Source organism: Wocania arenilitoris (genome assembly GCF_021728535.1).
Taxonomy (GTDB): Bacteria; Bacteroidota; Bacteroidia; order Flavobacteriales; family Flavobacteriaceae; genus Wocania_A; species Wocania_A arenilitoris.
In genome coordinates this window covers 1-26,407 of sequence record NZ_JAKKDU010000014.1, presented here as the reverse complement: position 1 = coordinate 26,407, position 26,407 = coordinate 1, and the positions used below count along the sequence as shown (strand labels likewise).

Annotated in this window: 19 protein-coding genes; 12 read left to right on the top strand and 7 right to left on the bottom strand. The window is 31.5% G+C overall.

Annotated features, from left to right (window positions below; all coding sequences use genetic code 11):
- Positions 1-2: 2 nt before the first annotated feature.
- The 4 genes from L3X37_RS11800 to L3X37_RS11785 form a co-directional block, all read right to left on the bottom strand.
- Complete coding sequence (locus tag L3X37_RS11800; protein ID WP_237240380.1) at positions 3-557, bottom strand: sigma-70 family RNA polymerase sigma factor; 555 nt, start codon at positions 555-557, stop codon at positions 3-5.
- Between the two features lie 93 nt (positions 558-650).
- Positions 651-2,687 carry a M3 family metallopeptidase gene (locus L3X37_RS11795; RefSeq protein ID WP_237240379.1) on the bottom strand — a complete coding sequence of 679 codons (2,037 nt, stop codon included), beginning with the start codon at positions 2,685-2,687 and terminating at the stop codon, positions 651-653.
- 238 nt (positions 2,688-2,925) lie between these two features.
- Entirely contained in the window at positions 2,926-3,408 is a 483-nt protein-coding gene (purE, locus tag L3X37_RS11790) for a 5-(carboxyamino)imidazole ribonucleotide mutase (RefSeq protein ID WP_237240378.1), read from the bottom strand.
- 76 nt (positions 3,409-3,484) lie between these two features.
- Complete coding sequence (locus L3X37_RS11785; protein WP_237240377.1) at positions 3,485-4,639, bottom strand: 5-(carboxyamino)imidazole ribonucleotide synthase; 1,155 nt, start codon at positions 4,637-4,639, stop codon at positions 3,485-3,487.
- Positions 4,640-4,774: 135 nt separating this feature from the next.
- On the opposite strand from L3X37_RS11785, the gene L3X37_RS11780 reads away from it, so the two are divergent.
- The 4 genes from L3X37_RS11780 (at position 4,775) to L3X37_RS11765 (ending at position 8,365) form a co-directional block, all read left to right on the top strand.
- The gene (locus L3X37_RS11780) at positions 4,775-5,884 is read left to right on the top strand and encodes an adenylate kinase (RefSeq protein ID WP_237240376.1); all 1,110 of its coding nucleotides are present in this window, start codon (positions 4,775-4,777) and stop codon (positions 5,882-5,884) included.
- 97 nt (positions 5,885-5,981) lie between these two features.
- Entirely contained in the window at positions 5,982-6,980 is a 999-nt protein-coding gene (gene obgE / locus L3X37_RS11775) for a GTPase ObgE (protein WP_237240375.1), read from the top strand.
- Positions 6,981-7,048: 68 nt separating this feature from the next.
- Positions 7,049-7,759 carry an ion transporter gene (locus tag L3X37_RS11770; protein WP_237240374.1) on the top strand — a complete coding sequence of 237 codons (711 nt, stop codon included), beginning with the start codon at positions 7,049-7,051 and terminating at the stop codon, positions 7,757-7,759.
- 78 nt (positions 7,760-7,837) lie between these two features.
- Entirely contained in the window at positions 7,838-8,365 is a 528-nt protein-coding gene (locus tag L3X37_RS11765; protein WP_237240373.1) for a DUF4136 domain-containing protein, read from the top strand.
- Here L3X37_RS11765 and L3X37_RS11760 read toward each other — a convergent pair.
- Both L3X37_RS11760 and L3X37_RS11755 read right to left on the bottom strand, forming a co-directional pair.
- Complete coding sequence (locus L3X37_RS11760; protein WP_237240372.1) at positions 8,362-9,711, bottom strand: T9SS type A sorting domain-containing protein; 1,350 nt, start codon at positions 9,709-9,711, stop codon at positions 8,362-8,364. The genes L3X37_RS11765 and L3X37_RS11760 overlap by 4 nt on opposite strands.
- Positions 9,712-9,749: 38 nt before the next feature.
- Positions 9,750-10,256, bottom strand: a complete 507-nt coding sequence (locus L3X37_RS11755; protein WP_237240371.1) for a hypothetical protein — start codon at positions 10,254-10,256, stop codon at positions 9,750-9,752.
- Between the two features lie 155 nt (positions 10,257-10,411).
- Here L3X37_RS11755 and L3X37_RS11750 point away from each other — a divergent pair, with 155 nt between their 5' ends.
- Positions 10,412-11,695: a hypothetical protein gene (locus L3X37_RS11750; RefSeq protein ID WP_237240370.1), complete on the top strand. Its 1,284-nt coding sequence runs from the start codon at positions 10,412-10,414 to the stop codon at positions 11,693-11,695.
- Between the two features lie 33 nt (positions 11,696-11,728).
- On the opposite strand, the gene L3X37_RS11745 is transcribed toward L3X37_RS11750, so the two are convergent.
- Positions 11,729-18,274, bottom strand: coding sequence for an alpha-2-macroglobulin family protein (locus L3X37_RS11745; RefSeq protein WP_237240369.1), 6,546 nt, complete (start codon positions 18,272-18,274; stop codon positions 11,729-11,731).
- A gap of 141 nt (positions 18,275-18,415) precedes the next feature.
- Between L3X37_RS11745 and L3X37_RS11740 the strand changes: the two genes are divergently transcribed.
- The 7 genes from L3X37_RS11740 to L3X37_RS11710 all read left to right on the top strand — a co-directional run bounded on the left by L3X37_RS11740 (position 18,416) and on the right by L3X37_RS11710 (position 26,253).
- Positions 18,416-19,369, top strand: a complete 954-nt coding sequence (locus L3X37_RS11740; protein WP_237240368.1) for a tetratricopeptide repeat protein — start codon at positions 18,416-18,418, stop codon at positions 19,367-19,369.
- A gap of 118 nt (positions 19,370-19,487) precedes the next feature.
- Positions 19,488-20,180, top strand: a complete 693-nt coding sequence (locus tag L3X37_RS11735) for a TetR/AcrR family transcriptional regulator (protein ID WP_237240367.1) — start codon at positions 19,488-19,490, stop codon at positions 20,178-20,180.
- Entirely contained in the window at positions 20,167-21,828 is a 1,662-nt protein-coding gene (locus tag L3X37_RS11730; protein WP_237240366.1) for a peptidase domain-containing ABC transporter, read from the top strand. The genes L3X37_RS11735 and L3X37_RS11730 overlap by 14 nt, the downstream gene beginning before the upstream one ends.
- Before the next feature lie 11 nt (positions 21,829-21,839).
- A complete protein-coding gene (locus tag L3X37_RS11725; protein ID WP_237240365.1) occupies positions 21,840-23,198 on the top strand; it encodes an HlyD family secretion protein in 1,359 nt (452 codons plus the stop codon).
- The gene (locus L3X37_RS11720) at positions 23,199-24,602 is read left to right on the top strand and encodes a TolC family protein (protein ID WP_237240364.1); all 1,404 of its coding nucleotides are present in this window, start codon (positions 23,199-23,201) and stop codon (positions 24,600-24,602) included. It begins immediately after the preceding gene.
- A gap of 33 nt (positions 24,603-24,635) precedes the next feature.
- On the top strand, positions 24,636-25,991 hold the full coding sequence (locus L3X37_RS11715) for a UDP-N-acetylmuramate--L-alanine ligase (RefSeq protein WP_237240363.1): 1,356 nt from the start codon (positions 24,636-24,638) through the stop codon (positions 25,989-25,991).
- A 103-nt stretch (positions 25,992-26,094) separates the two neighbouring features.
- Complete coding sequence (locus L3X37_RS11710; protein WP_237240362.1) at positions 26,095-26,253, top strand: hypothetical protein; 159 nt, start codon at positions 26,095-26,097, stop codon at positions 26,251-26,253.
- The last annotated feature ends 154 nt before the right edge of the window (positions 26,254-26,407 follow it).

Sequence of the window (26,407 nt, the reverse complement as noted above, 5' to 3'; positions counted from 1 at the left end):
AATTAAAACCAATTTTCTTTTAGGCAATCTGCCATAGCCGTACGTGCTCTATGTATAATTACCCAAAGGTTAGACGCTGTAATATTTAATTCATTACAGATAATTTCAGTTTCAAAACCTTGTATGGTTTTCATTTTAAAAACATCGGCTTGCTTTTCTGGTAATTTACCTAAACAATTATGTATCGCATTGCCTAATTCAGCATTTTGCAATGTATCTTCAGCAGTTTTGTCGTAAGGATCCGCAACGCGTTCTTCTAACCAATCACCTTCTGTCTCAGAGTCGTCGTTGTAAGAAATACGTACTTCGGCTTTTCCTTTTTTAGAATTTATTTTACGATAATGGTCAATAATTTTTCGTTTTAAAATGGATATTAGCCAAGTACGTTCGCTAGCTTCTCCTTTAAAGTTTTTCATGGATTTTAAACCAGCCAAAAAGGTGTCTTGAACCAAATCTTGTGCAATCTCTCTATCACTAACACGCGAAATGGTGTAGTTAAATAAATAATCTGAATATAAATCAATCCACTTATTCGGATTTATTTGATGCTTGGACATAGTTAAAATTTATTGCTCTATCAAAAATAGAATAAATAAAAGATAAAAATTGATTTTAAGAAAATCTTTAATTTATGTTTAAAACGACCTAATTTATTTCAACAATCCAGCGCGTCTCAATAAAGCTTCTGGCTGAGGTTCCTTCTCGCGAAAGCGTTTATAAAGTGTCATTGGGTTTTCTGTGCCACCTTGAGAAAGTACGTTTTCTTTAAATTTTGTAGCGACTTCTTTATTAAAAACACCTGATTCTTTAAAATATTCGAAAGCATCGGCATCTAAAACTTCTGCCCATTTATAGCTATAATAGCCAGATGAGTATCCGCCTTGAAAAATATGTGCAAACGATGTACTCATACAGTTTTCAGGCACATCAGGATAGAGTTTTGTATTTTCAAACGCTTTAACTTCATGCGCTTTAACATCTTTAATATGGCTCGGGTCTGCACCATGCCAACTCATATCTAATAATCCAAAACTTATTTGTCGTAAGGTTTGCATACCTTCATGAAAGGTAGCTGATTGCTTTATTTTTTCAACTAATTCCATAGGAATCACTTCTCCAGTTTCATAATGTTTTGCAAATAACTCTAAAGCTTCTTTCTCGTAACACCAATTTTCTAAAACCTGACTTGGTAATTCTACAAAATCCCAATACACATTAGTACCCGATAAACTTGGGTATGTTGTGTTTGCAAGCATGCCATGCAACGCATGACCAAACTCATGAAATAATGTAGTAACTTCATTAAAAGTTAGTAGAGACGGCTTACTTTTTGTAGGTTTAGTAAAGTTACAAACTATGGAAATGTGTGGTCTTTCGTTTACACCGTCTTTTATATATTGTGGCTTAAAGGATGTCATCCACGCACCGTTGCGTTTACCTTTTCTAGGAAAGAAATCGGCATAAAAAACAGCTATAAAATTGCCATTACTATCGGTTACTTTATAAGTCAAAACATCATTGTGATATTTATTAATGTTATCAATTTCTTCAAAATTTAAATCGAATAATTTATTAGCAACTGCAAAAGCACCATCTATAACATTCTCTAGTTTAAAATAAGGTTTTAGTTTTTCGTCATCTAAATCAAACAGTTGTTGTTTTAATTTTTCTGAATAATATGCTGAATCCCATTTTTGAAGCTTCTCTATACCATCTAAATCTTTTGCAAAACTTTCAAGGTTTTTAAACTCATTTTTTGCTGCTGGTTTTGCTTTTTCTAAAAGATTATTTAAAAATTGCTCTACGTTTTCGGGAGTTTCTGCCATACGTTCCTCTAAAACAAAATGCGCATGGGTTTTGTACCCTAAAAGATTAGCGCGTTGTTGCCTTAAGTTTGCAATCTTTAAAACTATATTTTGATTATCTAAATTATCTCCCTTAAAGGCTTTTGCACCAAAAGCAATGGCTAGTTTTTTACGTAATTCTCGATTATCGGCATACATCATAAACGGAATATAGCTTGGATAATCTAGTGTAAACAACCAACCCTTCTTGTTTTTAGATTCTGCTAATTGAGATGCCGCTTCTTTTGCTCCTTCGGGTAATCCAGACAATTCTTTTTCATCTGTAATTAACATTTCAAAGGTGTTGGTTTCGGCTAATACGTTTTCTCCAAATTTGAGCTTTAATTGACTTAATTGTTTATCAATTTCTCTAAGCTCGTCTTTTTTGTCATCAGATAAATTAGCGCCATTACGGGAAAAACTTTTATATTTTTTATCTAAAAGGGTCTGCTGTTCAATAGTTAAATGAAGTTGATTTTTTGAATCATAAACAGATTTTACGCGTTTAAATAAATCTAAGTTTAAAGTAATATCATTACTAAAATCTGATAATAATGGCGAAACTTCTTGTGCTATTTTTTGAATATTATCATTTGTTTCGGCAGAATTCAAATTAAAGAAAATACTGGATATCCTATCTAATTGCTCTCCAGAAAACTCTAAAGTTTCTATTGTATTTTCAAAACTAGGAGTTTCTATATTATTAGTAATAGTATCAATTTCAGCTTTAGCATTTGTTATAGCCGTTTTAAAAGCAGGAAGAAAATCTTCGTCTTTAATTTTTGAAAATGGAGCGGTATTATAGGCTGTATTAAAAGTTTTGTTTAGTATATTTTTACTCATTCTATAATTTATACTTAAGTTAAAAAATAAATTTTATTATGCATACCTAATAAATTTTAATATGTTTGCACTAGATTTTTCAGAAGAGTTATCTTTAACTCAATAAGAATTATTGTTAATAGCTGTGAAAACCTCGAATAAATCCGAGGTTTTTTTATTCACAAAAGTGACATTTATATCTTTAAGTTCTTAAGGTTTTAGTTAAAATAAATTTTAATTCAATTCTATTTGAGGTAACTTATTTTAAATCTTTAGCAGATTCATGAACCATTTTTTCTAATCCTTGTTTGTAAACGATAATTTTATCTAAAATGCATTTATCTGAAGCTCCAATGATTTGAGCAGCCAGAATGCCTGCGTTTTTTGCTCCATTTAAAGCAACCGTTGCAACAGGTACGCCTCCAGGCATTTGAAGAATAGATAAAACAGAATCCCAACCATCAATAGAATTACTACTTTTAACAGGAACACCAATTACTGGAAGCGGCGATAAAGAAGCTATCATTCCTGGTAAATGAGCTGCTCCACCTGCTCCTGCGATTATTACAGCAAATCCTCTAGTATGAGCATGCTTGCCATAATCGAATAATTTTTCTGGTGTGCGATGAGCCGAAACGATATCTACTTCAACGTCTATATCAAATCCTTTTAAAATATCAATGGCTTGTTGCATAACAGGAAGATCACTTTTACTTCCCATAATTATTCCTACTTTACTCATAAATTCCAAATTTTAAAATTCCAAAATCCAAAAAAAACTGCTGTGTTATTGGATTTTAGTTTTTAGTTATTGTGATTTAATCACTTATTACTTTAATTACCTTTTTTACGTCTTCTGCAACACGACGTGCTTCGTTTAAATCTTTATTTACAATCGTTACGTGTCCCATTTTCCTGAATGGTCTGGTTTGTTTTTTTCCGTAAATATGCGGAGTAACTCCATTCATTTTCATTATAGTTTCAATATTTTCATAAACAACATTACCGGTATGCCCTTCTGCCCCAACTAAATTTACCATAACGCCACCAACTTTACTATCGGTTCTTCCTAAAGGTAAATTTAAAATAGCTCTAAGATGTTGTTCAAATTGAGATGTGTAATTAGCTTCGATTGTTTGATGTCCTGAATTATGAGGTCTTGGAGCCACTTCATTTATTAAAATATTATCATTTTCAGTTTGAAACATTTCAACAGCTAAAAGACCAACATGATTAAAGGCTTTTGATACTTTTAGTGCCACTTCGGTAGCTTTTTTAGCAACATCATTATCAATTCTTGCTGGACAAATTACATACTCCACTTGGTTAGCTTCTGGATGAAATTCCATTTCAACCACAGGAAATGTTTTAATTTCACCAGATGCATTTCTAGCTACAATAACGGCTAATTCATTTTTAAAAGGGACCAAATTTTCAGCAATACATTCGCCTTTTGGCAATCCCTCTAAATCTGATAATACTCTAACAACTTTTACACCGTTACCATCATAACCAAATTGAGCAGCTTTCCAAACAAAAGGTAAGGTTATACCTCCATTTTCTATAGCATCTTCTATTTCAGATAGGTATGCAAACCTTGTAAATGGAGCCGTTGGCAAATCATTATCTACATAAAACAATTTTTGTGTAGCCTTATTTTGAATGGTACGTAATGTTTTTGCCGATGGGTAAACTTTTACACCTTCTTTTTCAAGTGCTTCAAGCGCATCAACATTTACGTTTTCAATTTCAATAGTTAATACATCAACTTGTTTTCCGAAATTATAAACCGCATCATAATCTAATAAATCGCCTAAATGGAATTCATTACTAGCTATTTTACAAGGCGCTTCATTACTAGCATCAAGAACGCAAGTGTAAATATCAAACTTTCTTGTATCATTCAATAACATTTTTCCTAATTGTCCGCCACCAAGAATACCAAGTTTAAAATTTGAAGAAAAATAATTCATGTTGTTTTATTTCTAAACGCATTCATTTTAAGCAAAAATACATTTTAATATCAAATTACTTTGCAAATCGTAAATCAAAAAATCGGTAATCGGTATTCTATTGATTATCTTTGCATCTTTCAAAATAAAATAACGGTGATTAAACTACACGATAAATATTTCAAACCATTTATTTCGGCTGAAGAAATTGATGCAGCTATTACACGTTTAGTTAACCAAATATCTAACGATCTTGGAGACGAAACACCTGTATTTGTTGGTATTTTAAACGGTTCGTTTATGGTAGTTAGCGATTTTGTAAAAAAGTACCCAAAACCATGCGAGGTTACATTTATAAAATTAGCATCCTACGAAGGTGTTAAATCTAGTGAGGATATTCAACGTTTAATTGGTTTAACTCAAGATTTATCTGGGCGAACGGTAGTTGTTTTAGAAGATATTATAGACTCTGGAAACACCCTAGCTGAAGTACACCGCATTTTTAAAAATGAAAATGTAAAATCGCTTAAAATTGCGACATTATTTTACAAACCAGAAGCTTATAAAAAAGATTTTAAACTACATTATGTTGGTATAGAAATACCTAATAAATTTATAGTGGGCTATGGGCTTGATTATGATGGATTAGGAAGAGACATACCAGAAATATATCAAATAAAAGAAACACAACACATGACAAATTTAGTACTATTTGGCCCTCCAGGAGCAGGAAAAGGAACGCAAGCAGAATTTTTAAAAGAGAAATATAATTTAGTGCATATCTCAACTGGCGATGTTTTTAGATTTAACATAAAAAATGAAACCGCTTTAGGTATGCTAGCAAAATCTTACATGGACAAAGGCGAATTAGTACCAGACCAAGTTACTATAGATATGTTGGAAGCTGAAGTTGAAAAAAATGCCGATGCTAATGGTTTTATTTTTGATGGATTTCCAAGAACAGATGCACAAGCCGAAGCTTTAGATAAATTAATGGATACCAAAGATTCTCAAATAAATGCAATGGTAGCTTTAGAAGTTGATGACGAGGTTTTAGTAAAGCGTTTATTAAAAAGAGGAGAAACCAGCGGAAGAGCAGACGATGCAGATGAGTCTATTATTAGAAACCGAATTACAGAATACTATAATAAAACAGCTATTTTAAAAGACTATTATTCTGCACAACACAAATATTTTGGTGTTGATGGCGTGGGCAGTATTGAAGACATTACAGTACGCCTAAGTGGAGTGATTGATAAATTATAGTTGAGGTACTAATTTGTTTGTCTGTTAATTTAAAAGTTAAAAACTTAATGATTTAGAATCGAATAAACGAATCCAAAGATTAGCAAATAAACATTAAATGACTGAAGGAAATTTTGTAGACTACGTAAAAATGTATGTGTCTTCTGGTAACGGAGGCAAAGGCTCTGCACATTTACATCGTGAGAAATACATCACAAAAGGTGGTCCAGATGGGGGAGATGGTGGTCGCGGTGGTCATGTTATACTCCGTGGTAATTCTAATCTTTGGACACTACTTCATTTAAAATTTAAAAGACATATAAGAGCAGGTCATGGTGAACATGGTAGCAAAAGTCGCAGTTCTGGTGCCGATGGTGAAGATGTTTATGTTGATGTTCCTTTAGGAACTGTAGTAAGAGATACCGAAACCAACGACATTATTTTTGAAATAACCGAACAAGGTGAAGAAAAAATAATTGTTGAAGGTGGAAAAGGCGGATTAGGAAACTGGCATTTTAAATCTTCTACAAATCAAACACCACGTTATGCACAACCAGGTCTTCCGTTAGAAGAAAAACACATCACTTTAGAGTTAAAAATTTTAGCTGATGTTGGTTTGGTTGGGTTTCCAAATGCAGGAAAATCAACGTTATTATCGGTTGTTACCTCAGCAAAACCTAAAATTGCTGATTACGAGTTTACGACTTTAAAACCCAACTTGGGCATTGTGGAGTATCGCGATTTTCAAACTTTCGTAATGGCAGATATTCCTGGAATTATTGAAGGCGCTGCCGAAGGAAAGGGACTTGGGCACTACTTTTTGCGCCATATAGAACGTAACTCGATTTTATTATTTTTACTTCCTGCTGATGCTGATGATATTAAAAAACAATACGACATTCTTTTAGATGAGTTACGCAGATACAACCCAGAAATGCTAGATAAAGAACGTATTATAGCTATATCTAAAAGCGATATGCTTGATGCTGAATTAAAAGCTGAACTTAAAACAGAGTTAGATAGCGAATTACCTATCCCCTATCTATTTATATCATCAGTAGCACAACAAGGCATTACAGAACTTAAAGACTTGCTTTGGAAAATGTTAAATGATTAGTTTTTAAAGAAGCTGCAATTTTTTTAATTTCACTACTTAATCATTTATAATGAGATATAGTTTTCAGTATGAAAAAACACATTAAAAATATAGTAGAAATTAACGATAACAAATTAAGCAGGTATTTTGCTTTTTTTATTCAAGCTCTAATTCTTTTATCTGTCATAACATTTTCTATTGAAACTATTCCCAATTTAAAACCACAAACAAAGGTTATTCTTCAGTTTATTGAATGGTTTAGTGTTATTGTTTTTACTTTAGAGTATATGCTAAGAATTTACGTTGCCGACAGCAAACCTAAGTTTGTTTTTAGCTTTTTTGGTATTATAGATTTTCTTGCAATACTACCATTTTACTTGTCCTTTGGAGTTGATTTACGTTCGTTAAGAGCGTTACGCTTTTTACGCTTATTCAGAATTTTAAAATTAGTGCGCTATAACAAAGCGATGAATCATTTTACAAGTGCTATAAAATCGGCAAAAGAAGAAATTCTATTATTCATATTTATCACTCTTATCTTAATATATTTTTCTGCTGTAGGAATTTATTATTTTGAAAACCAAGCACAACCCGAACATTTTTCTTCAATTTTTGATAGTTTATGGTGGGCAATAATTACGCTTACAACTGTTGGTTATGGCGATGTTTACCCAATAACAGTAGGCGGCAAAGTGTTTACTTTTTTTATCCTTATGATTGGTTTAGGTATTGTAGCCATTCCAACAGGTATTATATCTTCTGCTTTAACAAAATCTGTCGATAAAAAAGAAGATAGTTAAGCACATTGTTTTTGTTAAACTCTATTTAGTTAAACTATGTGGAATAATTTTTGATTAATTTTAAGGAAAATTATCGCTATGAAATATCTTAAAATTACCATCTTAACATTAGTTATCGTTTCTTGTGTACCAATTCGTGTTAATTACGATTTTGATAAAAGCACAGATTTTACAAAGTACAAAACCTATAATTACTATGCCAATATGAAAACAGGTTTGAGTGATTTAGACACCAAACGTTTTCTAGATGCCTTAGATTATAAAATGCAAGCTCGAGGTTTTAGTTTAGCTAAAGAACCAGATTTTTTTATTGACATTAAAAGCAGTGAATTTCAAACGGCACAACGAAATACTGTTGGAGTGGGTGTTGGTGGTGGTGGTCGAAACGCCGGTGGTGGTGTTTCAATAGGAATACCCTTAGGTCAATCTGGAGTGAATAGACAAATAACTATAGATTTTGTTGACGAAAATGGTAAAGGTCTTTTTTGGCAAGCTGTTAGTGAAGCTACATACAACCCAAATGCAACGCCCGAAAAAAGAGAAGCACTTTTTAATGCTATTTTAGATAAAATATTAGTTAGCTATCCACCAAAACAAAAGTATTAATTCTTCACAAAACGCTTACTTGTTAAAAGCATATTATTAGAGTAAATATTGGCTAAATATACACCATTACTCAATCGACTAATATGAATTTCATTGCTTTCGTAGTTAGAAATTTTAGTTGATTTTACCTGTTTTCCATCTAAACTTAAAATGTCTACTTTTAAGTTTACAGCATTTTCACTTTCAACTTTTATGCTTAAAATATTATTTGAAGGGTTTGGAAATAGGCTAATATTAAAGTCATTTTCTTCACTAATAATTTCATCAATTCCTAAAGCAGATTTTGTTATCGTCCAAGAAACCGTGTAAACGTGAACCGAATTATGGTTATCAACTTTTAAAAAAGGCGAGTCATCATGTACAACAACATCTAAATTATTAGTTCCTATATTCAAATCAGTGTCAATAATTGAAATATCATCGACGTCATTTGCAAAATTTGAAGCATTTAATGTCCATGTACTTTTTAAAGTATTGGGAATCGGTTTTATTAAATTTAATTGAAAATCAATTGGATAAACAGTTGCAGTTACCGCATTAGATATTGGTAAATACGAATCGATTGGAGGTACTAAACTATGGATTTTTTCAACTATCCCTTCAGTACAAACTGCACAAAAGTCTACACCTAAATAACGCATTTTACAACTTTGATGAGGTCTATTCCAAGTAGCAGCTTCACCAGAAGTTCCGTATGGATAAATATCAATGGCATCAATTCCCATCCAGTTTTTCCATTTTACTAATGTTGGATTCGTTTCTTGAGTGGCATTTATAGCTTCAAAGAGACGACCATCTCCTGGATAGTACTCGTCTCTCAAATTAAAAAGCGAGTGCCCCAACTCGTGAATAACAATTTCATTAGCGCTTGCTCCAGTTGATGAAACAGCATATGGTCCACCAGCACCACCATATTCAGATGAATTAACTAAAATAATAGGTTGGTCGTATTCTGGAAAATTATTAGCCAATACATTATAAACTAAAGAAGAGCTGTAAGTATACAACAACCTATGAAAACCAGAAGTATCGAAAGAGGTATTAAAATAAGTGTCTTTAGTTGCGGCAGGAAAAACAGGTTCTGTAACATCGGTTGCCGTAGCAGGATGATCTGTACCACTTTCGTTGGACGGGACTTTTATAATATACACATTAAAATAGTTGGTATATTCTTTAAACGGAGATTGTGTAAACATTTCTGTCGAAAAACTTGCAGCATCGGTTATAAGTTTTGAAAACTCTGATGCTTGATAACCATCGCTTAAAATGACTAAGTTTATTCGCTTATCATCATCACCAGATTGCTTAATAACTTCTAAATCAAATGTTTGAGCGTTAAAAAACATTATATTTAATAAGCATATTATGTGCATAAAACAATGCTTCATAGCTGATTAATTATAGTTTTTACAAGAGGTTTAGTTTCAGTTTTATTCTTGGTAATTTCATTAATAGTAATGTATTTAGTGTAAGGCTCTAACTTTAGTTTTAATGAAAATTCGGCTGTTTTTAATTCAACATTTTTTCTTTCAAACTGTTTTAAATCATTAACAAATTCAAAGTTTTTTACAAGCGGATTTTTTATGGTAATACTTTGTAATACATTCGATTTTTTATCAAGTTGATTGCATATTAAATCGCCATAAACACTTTCATTAGTATAACTATTCTGTTTTAATTTTCCTTCTGTTATTATCTTATTAATAAACTTAATGGTTTTATTTCCATTATCGTCTTCAGACATTTTATAATTTAAAAAAAGGAGTCTAGGGTTTGATTCTTCAGCAGTAGCATCTTGAATACTCTTTTGTTTTGAAGCACACGAATTTACTATGGTATAGACAAATAACATTGTAAGTAAAGCAATATTTGGGGGTATTAACTTTATCAAAAGTAATCTTTTAAGATAAAAACAAAGATAGCAATTAATACTAAAAGTGCTATTTTAACCAAAAATTATCAACCTCGTTAAAGAACTGTTAATTAATTTATAGTGTAAGTTGAAATATAGTTTTTTAAAAAAATAATCAATCAAAATTACTTCTTATGGCTAATTCATCTGTAGAAACAAAGTGGTCTCAATTAGAAAAAATATGTTTTAGGTTTAGTTTTAGTTATTTCCTATTATTTATAATTTTTAAGAATAATGGTGCTTATCCGCTTTGGGGCGTGATTATGAAATACCCAACCCAATTAATGCAAAAATTTATTCCTTGGGTTGGAGAAAATATTCTTAATCTTTCCGAAAAAATCACAACATTCACTAATGGAAGTGGAGACACTACTTATGATTATGTTTCGATTCTTATTATTTTTGTTATTGCTATTTTTGGCGCAGTCGTATGGTCGGTTTTAGATCGTAATCGAGAAAATTACAAGAAACTTTATTATTGGATTACCGTTGCCATTAGGTTTTATGTTGGCTTAATGCTTATTAACTACGGTTTAGTAAAAATTATTAAACTACAATTTCCTTATCCTGCGTTTTATAGATTAATTGAACCTTACGGAGACTCCTCGCCAATGGGATTAGCATGGACCTTTTTAGGCTTCTCAAAAGGGTATAATTTATTTATGGGAATTGCCGAAGTTTGTGCAGTATTGTTACTTTTTAGAAGAACCATGACAGCTGGAGCCATTATTACTTTAATGACAGCTTCAAACGTTATGGCGATTAATTATTTTTACGATGTTCCTGTTAAGATACTTTCAACGCATTTAGTTTTAATGACCTTGTTTTTATTGGCAAGAGACATAAAAACACTTTTTGCATTCTTTTTTACAGGAAAAGCAACAAGTTTGTCAATAATAAAGCAACCTGTATTGGGTGATAATGCTTTACCCATTATATCAAAAATTTTAAAAGGTTTACTTTTAGCTTATGTTGTAATTTTTGGATTTATTAATTTGTCAAAATCTCAAAAACTTTACGGCGAAAAAGCACCAAAACCAGAATTATATGGTATGTTAAAAATTACTCATTTTGAAAAAAATGGAGATACAATTTCTACCGATGTAAATAATTATGATAGGTGGCGTTACTTGATTTCAGAAAGAAAAGGGCGTGCTCAAATACATAAAATAGATAACTCTAAGCTTTATTTTAAATCTGAAATTGACACTTTAAAAAGTGAAATAAAATTAACAAGCTATCAAGATTCAACTGATACTTTTATTATTAATTATAAAAAAGAAGATAATAAGTTTAGCTTTGAAACGGTATTTAAAAATGATTCTATAAAAGCCCGTGGAAGAATATTAACTAAAGATAGTTTCCTTTTAACAAACAGAGGTTTTAATTGGATAAACGAATATCCATATAATAGATAAAAAAGAGACTTAAAAGCCTCTTTTTATGTTTTTTTATTCAATATTAATTCTAGTACCTTTACTGTGGCTACTAAATTCTGGGGCATACATACTTTGTATGGTGGTAATACCATTACTCATATTGCCTGCATTATTCACTCTTAAATCGTATTCAAAAATGTAAACGCCTTTTGGTAAATAATCAAAAAAGAAGTTTGTACTCGCATCTTTTGTACTTTCGTAATAACCCAACCCATCTTGCCATTTATATTTAGAAATAACATTTACAGGCTCTAAACCTGCTGCTCGCATATCTTTCATGTGTACAAATTCCATAGCTCTATCACTACGTAATTCTATACGAACACGAACTAAATCACCCACTTTTACTTTTGTACTTTTTGTGATTTCTGAAATTTCTTCACCAGTATCTGTATTGGTTTTTAAGAATAGTTTTTTCTTCAGTTTTAAAGGTGTTTCTGCAGATGTGATTTTATCTAAATCTTCAAAATATTGCCAATATAAACTTCCCCAAGCAATGCCATTTCCTTTTTTGGTAATTTGCACATCAGCCATTTCTGGTTTAATTTCAGATGTATTCCATGAGGTTTTAAAGTAGCCTGTCCCCGCTTCAACTTTTACATCTTCTAGCTTTGAAGGTTCTATTTTTTGTCCACCTAAAACCACATCAACCATACCGGTTACACTCAACCAATCACTACCTTGTAGTAATAAAGCATAAACAGCATCGGTAGTTGCCTTGGTAGTTTTCCAGCGGTTTGTTTGTTTGTTTTTAAGTAACCAAATTTTAAGATTATCGATGGTTTCGGTGTTATTTTCAATTTCTGAAAAAGCTTCAATTAATAAGGCTTGTGTTTCAATAGGTACTTGATACCAATACCAAGAATTCGTATTAGCTTTCCAATACATACCCAATTCTTCAGAGGTTATGCTATTTTCTTTTAACGACTTTAAAATTTTAGTTGAAGTCTTTCTATCTCCCATTCTATCAACAATCAATGCCATTAATCCCTTGGCGTATAATGAACGTTTTAACCAGTATTTTTGAATCTGCGTATGATAATATTTAGTAATTTCTTCAACTTTATCAGATTTTTTTACCTCCGGATAAAAGCTTCGCATATACAAATAATGCAATTGTGTGTAGCTTAAATGATCTTTCTTTAAATCGACTTTTGAATCGTATTTTCTAATGTCGTTGTATTCTTTTACAAATTGAGCATCTAAATACTTAATGGCTTTTTGAATCATTTGAGATTCTTCGTCAGAGCCTGACGTGACTGATAGTTTTTTTAGATGACCAAAACCAGTAATTATATGTTGCGTGATATATCGATTTTCACGACCACCTTTAAACCAAGACCATGCGCCAGAATTCATTTGATTTTGTTCCAGTTTACGTTTTGCAGATTGCAATTCGTTATTCATTTTATTTAAATCGAATAATAAAGCAATTCGTTTTTTCTGCTCCGATTCGCTTTGTGCATCACGTAACCAAGGTGTTTCTTGAATTAAAATAGACTTTAATTCTTCGTTCTTTTCCAAGTTAGAAAGTAATGCATCTGAGTTTCTCCATTGATTAAAAACCTCCTGAATTCTAGGGTTAGAATTGGCGATATGACTTGCCAAAGCATTGGCGTAATAACGCGAAAAGGTTTGTTCATTACACTCATAAGGATATTCCATTAAATATGGTAAAGCTTGTACCGCATACCACGCTGGATTAGAAGTCATTTCTAAAGTTAATTTATGGTGTTTTAAAGTTGTGCCTTCGAGAGCTTCAGGCACCATTTTTAGTTTTTCAAGTGTGAATGTTTTAGTCTGATTGCTTCTAATCCACATCGGTAATGTTTCGGTAACTAACATGCGGTTACTTAAAACTGGTAACGCATTTTGTTCGCCATCACTAAAATCTCCAGATTTAGCAATCACTTTATATTGAACTGCTTGTACATTATCTGGAATGGATAAATTCCATGATACTTGGGTGTTGTCTTTGGCGCCTACTATAAAAGCCCCATCTAACTTCCCCGAAGGGGAAGAACTGATTAAGTTTGCGGTAATATCTTTTCTAGAAATGGCATCTGTTAATATTAAAGCGGCTTGCCCCGAAAGTTGCTTATCGGTTAAGTTTACAATTTTAGTGCTAATGGTTATGTTATCGCCTTCGCGTAAAAAACGAGGTGCATTTGGTATTACCATCAATTCTTTTTGCGTAACCGTTGTTAAGGTTTTCGTTGCACTTTCTAAAGTTTTAGTGTGTGATAACAATTGTAATTTCCATTGGGTTAAAGCTTCTGGTGTTGTAAAACTGAAACTTACATTACCGTCTTCATCTGTTTTTAACTGCGGAAAGAAAAAGGCTGTTTCTTGAAGGTTTTTTCTAACTTTAATTTGTGATAGTGCAGTTAACCCTTTTTTAGTTGTAATTAAAATAACACCATTAGCTCCTTTAACACCATAAATAGCTGTAGCCGATGCGTCTTTAAGAATTTTTATGGATAATACGTTATCGTCTAATTGAAATTCTCCATCTATAATAGCTCCATCTACAATATATAATGGCTTGTTGCTATCATTTAATGTAGTTGAACCACGAATCTTCATTTCAGAGAGGGAAATAGCATCTTCGACTTCTTCTAATTCTACTATTCCATTTAGTTGATCTGAGCTAACAGATAAAGCTGATGCTGTTATTGCCTTTCTTTTTTGAGTACCATAACCAACAACTTCATCTAAGCTAGCACTATCCTCAGATAGGTAGATAGAAAAAAGATTATTCTTTATAACTTCAATTTCTTGAGTGACAAATCCAACATAGCTAAATACCAAAATGTCATTTTTATCAGCCTTAATTAAAAATTTACCATCAAAATCTGTTTGAGTACCACTAGTACTCCCTTTTATAATGATGTTAACACCTGGTAAGGAGTTGCTATTTGTGTCATAAATCGTCCCAGATACTAAACCTGTTTTAATAGATTTATCATAGCTACTTGTATTTCTATCTTCATATTTACTTTTCAATCTATTTAAATAGCTATTATAAACCCAACGCTTATTGTTAAAACTAAACCCAAACCAATTCCATTGGTCATAATTTTGATCTGGGTAATATGCACGAAATCTGTCATTGTAAACTCTAAAATTTCGCGTACCAAAACTCTGTCTTGCATTACTATTATAATACGAATTATACAATGGCTTATTAATCGGGTTAAAATTCCAAGTATGTGGTTTAAATTGGTCTAAACTCGCATCGTACATACTCGCTAATAACTCAGCACTCACTTTATCGCCTTTTGGTCCTTTAATTTTAAAGCTCCAAGTTTCATCAGTTCCAGGTTGTAATTTATCTCTAAAGGTTAGGGTTTCAATCTCTAAATCGGTTTTAGGATATGGCACCGCTATATTTAAACCACCCGATTTAAAACTATTAAAAGCCGCAAAACTATAATTAACTGAAAAGCCACCAATATCTCCATCAGTTATAGGAATACTAATAGTTTTTTTGTTGTTATTTAATTGAATAATTTGCGTTTTTAAATCCTGGTTACGCTTTTTTATAGTCACTGTAACATTTAAGTTGTTTGCTGCTGAGGCTAAAGTTATTAGCGCTGTATCTCCAGCATTATATTCAGATTTATCACTTGTAATGCTAAACAGTTGGTGGTCTGCAAGTGTTTCATCTTTATCACTATAAAGCGTTGTTCTTATTTCATCTTTTACAATTTGTCCAAATTTATCTTTGGTTTCTAAAGTGATAAGATATTTTCCAGATTGCCATTTTTTAGTTTTGCCTAAATTGAGTTTTGTGTTGTTTTCAGTATTAAAAGACGATACAAAAACAAGCTTACCTTTCTCCCAATTATTAGGGTTCTGCTCATTATTATAGGCATCGTGTGGAAATAATTTTTTAAAATCGTATTCGGCAATATCTTGATAGTCTGGGGCTGCCCAAGGTCGCTCTCTCAAAGGAGATTGTGGCGATATTAGCTTGTACATTTTTACAACGCCTTTTGCTGGGACAAACTCACCATTTAAGTTTTTGGTGTCAATTTCAATAGCATGCGTTTTTTTAGTTTTATCTAGAAGATTAGCAATAGACATATTTGCTGTTAAAGCATGGTAACCAACATTTACTACCGTAGTTGCGCTTCGTGTTTCGCCATTTAAATCGATAACATCGGCAGTGACTTCGTATTTAAAAATAGGCAAGCTACTTTTATCAACGCTCTGGTCTGGTAATGCTTTAAATGTAATTTCAAATTCACCTTTATCGTTAGTTATACTTTCACCATGTGTAATTTCTTGTGGTTCGCTATTAAACCACGGGCGATACCAAAAATACCAGTGCGGATATTGTACTTTTCTATGCACTCGATAAACCACTTTGGCATCGGTAATATTGCTCCCTGCGTAAGCTAAAGCATTTCCCTTTATAGTTACCGAATCGTTAATTTTATAGGTTTTGGTTATTGGATTAAATTTGGTTTCGAATTTTGGGCGCTTGTATTCTTCAACGGAGAAATACGTATGACTTCTCATATTATTACGAGACCTTAAACCCAATTCAATATAATATTGACCGTTTAAACCAGAATTAGGCAATATGAATTTACCTGAAACCGAACCAAATTCATTTGCTTGTAAGTTTAATACTTTTAACTCTTCTCCGTTTACATTATACAGAATTGCATAGACCTCTTCGTTTTCTAAAACTTCAAATCTGCTTACACTGCTATTATTAGGGTTATTTTTTATTGCAATACCTTTAAAATAAACAGTTTGTCCTGGTCTGTAAATGCTTCTATCGGTAAATAAAAAAGATTTATAGGTTACTTTTTCTTGACCTCGTTTGTAAAACCTATTAACATAATAATCTCCAAAATAAGCGACATCATTACCATGTTTTACTTTTAAATTTATATTTCTGTAAACTTTCTTCGACTTTTTGATTTTAATAAACCCGTTGGAGTCTGTGGTATAGGCCTCAGTTTGTCTATTACGATTATTATTCTTAAAATAACTTGATTCTACTTTGACATTAACAATTGGATTACCGTTGTTCCTATTAATAATTTGAAAGGTTTTATAGTCTGTATTATCACTTTCAACTAATGCTAAATTGGTAACTTGAATGGTGTTAAAAGCAAAGGTATCCTCATTATTTTCTGGTGACGCATAAATTAGGTAATTACCATTATTAAATTTTGGTAATAAAATCTCGGTAGTATGTGTTTGATAATCGTTTTCATGACGCAAGGTATTATTCCATTGAGTTACAGGTTTAAGCTTTTTTATAAATGCTAGTTGCTCTTCTTTTCTATACGTTTCATTAAATTTTTCTAATTGATTTCTTGAGATTTTAAAAACCTTAAATTTAAGATTATTTAAGTTTTTATAACGCACTAACAAACGTGCGTTCTCAAGAATTGGTAGAAAATTTTCTGTTGTTATTTGTAATGATTGTTGTTCTATTTGTTGCTTTAAAATTTTACATTTTTCAGCACCCTTACTTTTTGGGAATTTAGCAATAACATCATCGCAAATAGCAATAGCTTCTTTTAATTTCCAGCGGTTTTCTTCTTTACTTTTTGGTATATAGTCTGAACTTTGTTGATAGTAAACAGAGGCTATCTCATAATCATACAACCCAGAAATTTCGTGAGTTTTTAACTGCTCTCTTTCTGTTTTTAAGGCATTTAATAAAATACTTTGTTTATCATTAAAAGTAGCATGCTGATTTACAAATTTTAAGCGATTTATGTTAACATCAGTTAATGCTAAAGGTGATTTATTATTCAAATGAAAACGAATTAAATCTTGATAAATTTTTAATGCGTTTAGTTGTAATGAGATTGAATCTTTTGATGCTAATTTTAAGCTTGAAAATATTTTTGCATCACCTAATAATTCAAAATTATCAATTTCAAATTTATACGCAGGTTTTGTAATATGTGTCTCGTCGGTTTTATAAAATTCTAAAGCATTATGACTTAAAAAATCGAACAACGTTGGTCTGTAAATTTTAGAGTCTTTTTGCTCGTTTAAAAGCGCGTTGTAATTAGTTAATGATTCTAATTGAAGCATTAATCCGTTCTTTAAAGACTTTTGATAATGCACATGGATTTCGTTAAAAAGGGTCTGTAAATCCCAAGTTCTAAAATCAACAGTATCAACTTTAGATTCGGTTTTGGTTCTATTATAAAATTGCCATCTGTTTTGATTGAAGTATTGCCAATACAAATTAGCTAGTATATTTTCTAGTATGTTTTTTGTTGGAAATGAGCTCTTTTCAATTTCACTTTTAAAATTATTAATTATGTTTAGTTGTGCATCTTCTTCTAAAACCAAAGCAAACTTGCTTTTAAAAAGCATCGTTTTTATAAACTGGGGACGATTATTGTCTTTTTTAGCTTTGGCTGAAATGTCTTCAACAATTTTTAATGCCGATTTTGGCAAACCTTCAACTTCCAATTTTTCAACTTTCTCCCATAACGTTTTATAATCTGGATTTTGAGCTATTGTTAAATTTGAAAAAAGTATAATCATTAATATAAAAAATGTGTGCTTCATAAATTTAAATTTGTCTCCAATGTACTTTCAAAAGTTATTCCAAAAAACAATAAATTAGGAATTGCTCTTGATGGTTGAGTGAAGTTAACCATTTTTAAAGTTAAAAGGAAAGTTTAACTTTGCTTTTTAGACCTAAATGCTATGAATAAATTTTTGCTCCTACTACTTTTTCCAATATTTGTATTTGGTCAATCTGATTTGAATACTATTGATTCTCTTCTTAAAAAGAAGCAATTTATAAAAGCTGAAAAAACTGTAATTGATTTTCTAAAAAATCATCCTAATAACTTAAGAGCATTAGAGTTTCTCGGTGACGCTCTTTCATATCAAAAAAAATGGGATGATGCCGTAGTCCAATATAAAAAATTAGTAAAAGCACAACAAAATAAAGCAAACTACCACTATAAATATGGAGGAGCTTTAGGCATGAAAGCGCTTTCTGTAAATAAATTAAAAGCATTAGGTATTATTGGCGATGTAAAAAAAGCTTTTTTAAAAGCAGCAGAATTAGATAAAAATCACATTGAAACACGATGGGCTTTAGTTGAACTGTATATGCAATTACCAGGAATTATTGGAGGCAGCAAAAACACATCTTTAAAATTTGCAAACGAGTTAGAAGCACTCTCACAAGTTGATGGTTATTTAGCTAAAGGTTATATTCATGAATATGACAACAAACCCGAATTAGCTGAAAAATATTATAAAATGGCTATTGATTTAGGCGGATCTTTAAACTGTTTTAATAAACTAACTAATCTTTACGAAAATCAAAAACAACCTCAAAAAGCGATTCAAAATATAGAAGCTGCACAAAAAATACACCAGCGCAATGCCCTGCATTATCAAATAGGTAAAGTGGCCGCCGAATATAATACACAATTAGAAAAGGGCAAACAATGTTTACAAACCTACATAGCAAATCATTCTGCCAAAGATGGTGTGCCATTGGCTTGGGCGTATTATAGATTAGCCCAAATTTATAAGCACAAAAACAATAAAGAAGAGGCTTTAAAATGGATAGACAAAGCCATTACTAACTTACCAAAAATTAAAGTATTCCAAGAGGAAAAAGTTAATATTTCTATACTCTGAGTTTAAATTCATAAACTTTTATTTATGTATTATATTAAAACTATTAATAATATAAATATTTGTTAAATGCGTAATATTAATAGTATTACTATTATATTTGCAATCAAAATATTTAACTATGATAAATTTACTTTCAAATTTAAAAATAGCTGTTCCAGACAAAATATTTATTAAAGACCCTGAATCCTCCGAGTTGGGAAAACGCATTATTGAGTATAGCATATTATTAATAGATGATATTGGTTTTGACAATTTTACATTTAAAAAACTTGGTATTAAAATAAGTTCTAACGAGAGTTCTATTTATAGATATTTTGAGAGCAAACATAAATTGTTATTGTATTTAGCATCTTGGTATTGGGCTTGGATTGAGTATGAACTCGTATTTAATACACATAACATTTCTGAGCCTAAATTAAAATTAGAAAAAGCTATTGAAATATTAACTAGAAGTATTAAAAATGATAGCAATTTTTCACATATAAATGAGGAGGTTTTAAATAGAATAATTATTAACGAGTACTCAAAATCTTATCTAACTAAAGAAGTAGATACAGAAAACAAAGAAGGGTATTTTATTGTTTACAAAAGATTAATAACCCGTTTGCGTGATATGATTTTAAATATTAATCCTAATTATAATTACGCATTAAGCCTATCAAGTACAATTATTGAAGGTGCTTTATATCAACATTTTTTAAAAGAACATTTTAGCACTATCACAGATTGTGGTGAAAATGTTTCTCCAACAGAATTTTTTCTTAACCTAACCCAAAACGTTTTAAAGACAACAACAGATGAATCAAAATAAACCACTTCTAACACCTTGGCAACGTTTTGTTGGCATACTAAGATTAGAAAAAAAGGATTTGTTACAGGTAATCTATTATGCAGTATTTTCAGGACTTATCAGTCTAACCCTGCCATTAGGCATACAAGCAATTATAAATTTAATACAAGGCGCACAAGTAAGCACATCTTGGATTGTACTGGTTACCTTAGTTACCTTAGGCGTTGTTTTTGTAGGCATACTACAGTTAATGCAGTTGCGTATTATAGAAACTGTGCAACAGCGTATTTTTATGCGGGCTTCTTTTGAGTTTACGTATCGTTTTCCTAAAATTAAAATGAACGAATTGCGTAACTATTACCCGCCAGAATTAGCAAACCGTTTTTTTGATGTATTAACCGTTCAAAAAGGTCTTGCAAAATTATTAATAGATGTACCAGCAGCAGCTTTACAAATTATATTTGCATTAATATTACTGTCTTTTTATCATCCTTTTTTTATAGCTTTTGGTTTTATTTTAATTGGACTCATTTACATAGTATTTAAGTTTACAATTCAAAAAGGCATGCAAACCAGTTTAAAAGAATCTAAGAAGAAATACATGGTTGCCCACTGGATTCAAGAAGTTGCCAGAGCTATAACTAGCTTTAAGGTTTCGGGCAAAACATCGCTTGCACTAGAAAAAAACGACAAACTAGTAGATGGTTATTTGGTAGCAAGAGAAAGTCATTTTAGTATTTTAATACTACAATTTATTCAAATGATAGCTTTTAAAGTTGTTGTTACAGCCGGATTACTTATTATTGGTGGTCTTTTGGTATTAAATCAAGAAATGAACATTGGTCAGTTCGTGGCTGCAGAAATTATCATTCTTTTAGTTATTGCTTCAGTTGAAAAACTAATTTTAGGTTTAGAGTCTTTTTATGACGTGCTCACCTCACTGGAAAAAATGGGACAAGTTGTAGATAAAAATATAGAAAACCAAAATGGAATTATTATTGATTCGCCAGAAGAATTCAACATAGAATTAAAAAAAGTTAGTTATGAGGTGCCAAACAGAATTGATCCAGTTCTAGACAAAATATCTTTATCATTACATAGTAAAAGTAGAGTTTTAGTAAAAGGACCTAGTGGTTCTGGTAAATCTAGCTTACTTAGAATTATATCTGGTATTATAGAGCCAACCAAGGGAAAAATATTTGTTAATGATGACTCTTTACAGAATATACAACTTAATAGTTATCGTTCTTGTTTAGGATTGTCATTAGCTGAAGAATCACCTTTTGAAGGTAGCATTAGAGAAAATCTTACTTTAAGTAGCAACGGAATAAGTAATGATAAAATAAATAATGTTATAGATATGGTTGGCTTAAAGTCATTTTTAAAAGAGACCGATAAAGGTTTAGAAACTATTATCTACCCTGAAGGCAAACAAATATCCTTTACAGTAGCAAAGAAAATTATTTTGGCAAGAGCTATTCTTAAAAACCCAAAATTACTAATTCTAGAAGAGCCATTAGAGCATTTCGAGGCAGATGAAGCTAAAAGAATTATTAAAAATTTAACTGCTCCAGAAAACCCATGGGCACTAATAGTTGCTAGCTTTAATAACGATTGGGCAAATGAATGTACAGATGTTATAAACCTAAGTAATGGTAAAATTATTTAAAACACATAGTTATGCTTAATATATCTAAAAACCCATTAAATAAGACTGTAGATTTAACTCAATTTAAATCTAGCAAGCATGTGTTAAACAAAAATTATTACAAGTATTTTAACCGATTTTTAGCAGGTTTTGCAGTTATAGTTTTTATTATTCTGTTTCTACCATGGACACAAAATATTACAGGTAGTGGTAATGTAACTACGCTTACACCAGACCAAAGACCACAAACAATTCAATCACAAATTCCTGGTCGTATTGAAAAGTGGTTTGTAAAAGAAGGAGATAGAGTAAGAAAAGGAGATACTATAATGCAAATCTCTGAAGTAAAAAGTGAATACTTCGACCCTAATTTGGTTGAGCGCACTGCGCAACAACGGAATGCAAAAGCCTTTTCTGTTAAATCTTATAAGCAAAAAGTTAAAGCAACTGGGGTTAGAATTAGTGCTTTACAAAATGAGCGCATTCTAAAATTAAAACAAGCACAAAACAAACTATTGCAGTCAAAACTTAAGGTTGAAGCAGATAGTATTAACCTAGAGGCAGCAATAACAAATTTAAAAATTGCACAGACTAAATATAATCGTGCCGACACACTCTATAAAGAAGGCTTTGCAGCACTAAAGAATGTAGAAGATGCTAGAGTAAAATTACAAGAAACTCAAGCTAAACGCATTTCTCAAGAAACAAAATTGTTGGCTAGCAGAAATCAAGTCATTAATGCTAAGATTGAGTTGTCTCGAATTAGAGCGGAATATTCTGATAAAATATCTAAAGCTGAAAGTGATAAATTTTCGGCACAATCAAGTCAGTTTGATTCTGAGGCCCAAGTGCAAAAATTAGAGAACCAGTATTCAAATTATAAAATAAGAAATAGCCTTCTCTTTATTACAGCACCTTATGATGGTTATATAAATAAAGCTTTAAAAGGAGGAGTTGGCGTAACATTTAAAGAAGGCGAAGAGTTAGTTGGATTGGTACCAGCAGAAATCGATCTTGCTGTAGAAACTTTTGTTGAGCCTATTGATTTACCATTAATTCATAAAGGAGAAAAAGTACGTGTACAATTTGATGGATGGCCTGCAATTGTTTTTAGCGGATGGCCAAATGTATCTTACGGCACTTATGGGGCAGAGGTAGTTGCTGTTGAACGTTTTATAAGCCCAAACGGAAAATTTAGAGTGCTTTTAGCTCCAGACAAAGATGAGCATCCTTGGCCAAAAGATGTTCGTGCAGGTTCAGGAGCATTTACAATGGCATTACTAGATGATGTCCCTATTTGGTTCGAGCTTTGGCGACAGCTAAACAGTTTCCCTCCAAACTATTATCAACCAGAAGACACAAAAAAAACTAAAACTAAAAAAGGTCATTAAATGAAACGAAAACTTACCATATTACTTATAGGTTTCAGCTTATTGGCATTTTCTCAAACTGAAAATCCATCAGATGTTTTACGCTTTGATGAGTATTTAGGTTATGTTAAAAAATTTCATCCTATTGTAAAACAAGCGCAATTAGTTATTGATGAAAGTCAAGCAAAATTAATGAAATCTCGTGGTGCCTTTGACCCAAAATTTGAGGTTGATTATGATCGAAAGAAATTCAAAGGGACTGAATATTTTGACAAGCTTAATGGCATGTTTAAAATTCCAACGTGGTTTGGTATAGAGCTTAAAGCTTCATTTGAAGAAAACACTGGCAATTTTTTAAATCCTGAAAGTTTTGTTCCACAAGATGGTTTATTCTCTGCAGGTGTAAAAGTACCTGTTGTCCAAGGCTTATTAATAAACGACCGTATGGCCTCGTTAAAGCAAGCCAGATTATTTAGAGAACAAGCAAAAGCAGATAGAGATATTTTTGTAAACAACATCCTTTATGACGCCTCAATGAGTTATTTTAAATGGCTACAAGCTTACAATGAGTTAAAATTATTTGAAAATTTCTTGGTTAATGCAGAGTTAAGGTTTAGAGGTATAGAACGCGGTGCCGAGGTTGGCGAAAGAGCTAAAATTGATGTTGTAGAAGCACGCATTGCTATTAATCAACGTAAATTAAGCTTAGAGCAATCTAAAGTTAAATTCATGAAAGCAGCCTTTGAGCTTTCTACATTTTTATGGTTAGAAAACAATGTGCCAGTAGAATTACAATCTAATGTAGTTCCAGATGTAAATTCAAATCCAATTATTGATGCTACATTCAATATTAACCAATTAGAAGAAGATGAGTTGACTGTTGCTACACATCCAAAAATGATTTCATTAGACTATAAACTTCAAAGTTTAGAATTAGACAGAAGACTAAAAACCAATAAACTTTTACCTAAAGTTGATGTTGAATATAACTTTTTAACAGAAAACCCAGATATAGCAAAATCATTTAATACAGCACAATACAAAGGTGGTCTAAACATTGTTTTTCCTCTTTTTTTAAGAAAAGAAAGAGGCGATTTAAGACTAGCAAAAATTAAAACACAAGATACCGAGTTCGAAATTGATGCCACTAGAGTTAATCTTCAAAACAAAATAAATGCTTTGCGGCAAGAACTTGATTCTTATGTGTCACAAAATGAGTTAGTAAGTCAAATGGTAACTGATTATTCTAAAATGTTAGAGGCAGAAGAGCGTAAATTTACGCTTGGAGAAAGCTCATTATTTTTAGTTAATTCTAGAGAGTCTAAACTAATTGACGGGCAATTAAAGGCTATAGAAGTACAATATAAATTCTTTAGTACAAAGGCAAAACTTTTTAATAGTCTTGCCGTAATTCCTGAATTTTAAATATTATTTTTACAATACTTATTAAAAAATAATATGAATGTACATTTTATAGCTATTGGCGGTTCTGCAATGCACAATTTAGCCATAGCTTTGCACAATAAAGGTTATAACGTAACAGGAAGCGATGATGTTATTTTCGAGCCTTCAAAATCAAGATTAAAAACTAAAGGATTACTACCCAGCACCTTTGGTTGGTTTACAGAAAAAATCACCCCTAATTTAGATGCCATTGTTTTAGGCATGCATGCCAAAGCCAATAATCCAGAGTTGTTAAAAGCTCAAGAATTAGGTTTAAAAATATATAGCTATCCAGAGTTTTTATACGAGCAGTCTAAACATAAAACCCGTGTTGTAATTGGCGGAAGCCACGGAAAAACAACTATAACATCCATGATATTGCACGTAATGCATTATCATGATAGAGATGTTGATTATATGGTTGGTGCACAGTTAGAAGGTTTCGATGTCATGGTAAAACTTACAGAAGACAACGATTTTATAGTTTTAGAAGGCGATGAGTATTTAAGTTCGCCAATAGATAGACGACCAAAATTTCATTTATACAAACCCAATATTGCTTTGTTAAGTGGTATTGCGTGGGATCATATTAATGTGTTTCCTACCTATGAAAACTACTTAGAACAGTTCAGCATATTTGTTAATTCTATAGTTAGTGGCGGAAGCATTAATTACAATGAAGAAGATACTGAAGTGAAGCGTATTGTTGAAGCATCGAAAAACACCATTAGAAAGTTACCATATAAAACTCCAGAATATACAGTTGAAAACGGACAAACTTTATTAGAAACTTCAGAGGGCGATTTACCCATCGAAGTTTTTGGAAAACACAATCTTAATAATTTAGCAGGAGCTAAATGGATATGCCAACACATGGGTATTGATGAGGACGATTTTTACGAAGCCATTTCAACATTTAAAGGTGCCAGTAAACGACTTGAAAAAATAGCTGAAAGTAATAATAGTGTAGCCTTTAAAGATTTTGCACACTCACCAAGTAAAGTTAAAGCTACTACCAATGCCGTAAAAGAGCAATATGCTAACAGAACCGTAGTTGCTTGTTTAGAATTACACACTTATAGTAGCTTAAATGTTGAGTTTTTAAAAGAATATAAAGGAGCTTTAAATGCTGCCGATGTTGCCGTGGTTTTCTATTCACCACATGCCGTTGAAATTAAAAAACTAGATGCCATTTCTCATGAACAAATTGCCAATGCATTCCAACGCGACGATTTAATTATTTATACCAATCCAGACGATTTTAAAGCCTTTTTATTCTCACAAAACTTTGATAATAAAGCATTGCTTTTAATGAGCTCTGGTAACTATGGTGGATTGGATTTTGGAGAGGTTAAGGAATTAATTAGATAAGTTTGTCATCCTGAACTCGTTTCAACATCTCATAATTATTTGAAGAAATAAAATAATGTAACATTTTATATCTAACAAATGCATATTAGTATATACTTTTTTTATGAAACTAAACCGACGTTTTTATGATTCTTCTGTAAGGTTTAAGAATATTTCTCTTGAGCGAGTGGTTTTAGAAATTGTATTGGGTTTAGCTTCTTCACTTATAATTTATAGCTTCTTTTATGTTATGAGAGAAACTTTTAGAGTAATACCAATTTAACTTTATGATGTCGCCATAAAGGCATCTATATTATGATGATTTGCTGTAATTGATTTAATAGTTTCGGCACTCATTTTGTTGACCGTTCCATGCAACCACTTTTTTAAATCTTCCATGGATTCAAATCTTTGATTTTTGTAGCGTTGCTTGATAT

What these genes read in the sequence shown, in the direction of transcription:
- L3X37_RS11800 (WP_237240380.1), bottom strand. Translation starts at nt 557, where the DNA reads ATGTCCAAGCATCAAATAAATCCGAATAAGTGGATTGATTTATATTCA.
- L3X37_RS11795 (WP_237240379.1), bottom strand. Translation starts at nt 2,687, where the DNA reads ATGAGTAAAAATATACTAAACAAAACTTTTAATACAGCCTATAATACC.
- purE (WP_237240378.1), bottom strand. Translation starts at nt 3,408, where the DNA reads ATGAGTAAAGTAGGAATAATTATGGGAAGTAAAAGTGATCTTCCTGTT.
- L3X37_RS11785 (WP_237240377.1), bottom strand. Translation starts at nt 4,639, where the DNA reads ATGAATTATTTTTCTTCAAATTTTAAACTTGGTATTCTTGGTGGCGGA.
- obgE (WP_237240375.1), top strand. Translation starts at nt 5,982, where the DNA reads ATGACTGAAGGAAATTTTGTAGACTACGTAAAAATGTATGTGTCTTCT.
- L3X37_RS11770 (WP_237240374.1), top strand. Translation starts at nt 7,049, where the DNA reads ATGAAAAAACACATTAAAAATATAGTAGAAATTAACGATAACAAATTA.
- L3X37_RS11765 (WP_237240373.1), top strand. Translation starts at nt 7,838, where the DNA reads ATGAAATATCTTAAAATTACCATCTTAACATTAGTTATCGTTTCTTGT.
- L3X37_RS11760 (WP_237240372.1), bottom strand. Translation starts at nt 9,711, where the DNA reads ATGTTTTTTAACGCTCAAACATTTGATTTAGAAGTTATTAAGCAATCT.
- L3X37_RS11750 (WP_237240370.1), top strand. Translation starts at nt 10,412, where the DNA reads ATGGCTAATTCATCTGTAGAAACAAAGTGGTCTCAATTAGAAAAAATA.
- L3X37_RS11745 (WP_237240369.1), bottom strand. Translation starts at nt 18,274, where the DNA reads ATGAAGCACACATTTTTTATATTAATGATTATACTTTTTTCAAATTTA.
- L3X37_RS11740 (WP_237240368.1), top strand. Translation starts at nt 18,416, where the DNA reads ATGAATAAATTTTTGCTCCTACTACTTTTTCCAATATTTGTATTTGGT.
- L3X37_RS11735 (WP_237240367.1), top strand. Translation starts at nt 19,488, where the DNA reads ATGATAAATTTACTTTCAAATTTAAAAATAGCTGTTCCAGACAAAATA.
- L3X37_RS11730 (WP_237240366.1), top strand. Translation starts at nt 20,167, where the DNA reads ATGAATCAAAATAAACCACTTCTAACACCTTGGCAACGTTTTGTTGGC.
- L3X37_RS11725 (WP_237240365.1), top strand. Translation starts at nt 21,840, where the DNA reads ATGCTTAATATATCTAAAAACCCATTAAATAAGACTGTAGATTTAACT.
- L3X37_RS11720 (WP_237240364.1), top strand. Translation starts at nt 23,199, where the DNA reads ATGAAACGAAAACTTACCATATTACTTATAGGTTTCAGCTTATTGGCA.
- L3X37_RS11715 (WP_237240363.1), top strand. Translation starts at nt 24,636, where the DNA reads ATGAATGTACATTTTATAGCTATTGGCGGTTCTGCAATGCACAATTTA.
- L3X37_RS11710 (WP_237240362.1), top strand. Translation starts at nt 26,095, where the DNA reads ATGAAACTAAACCGACGTTTTTATGATTCTTCTGTAAGGTTTAAGAAT.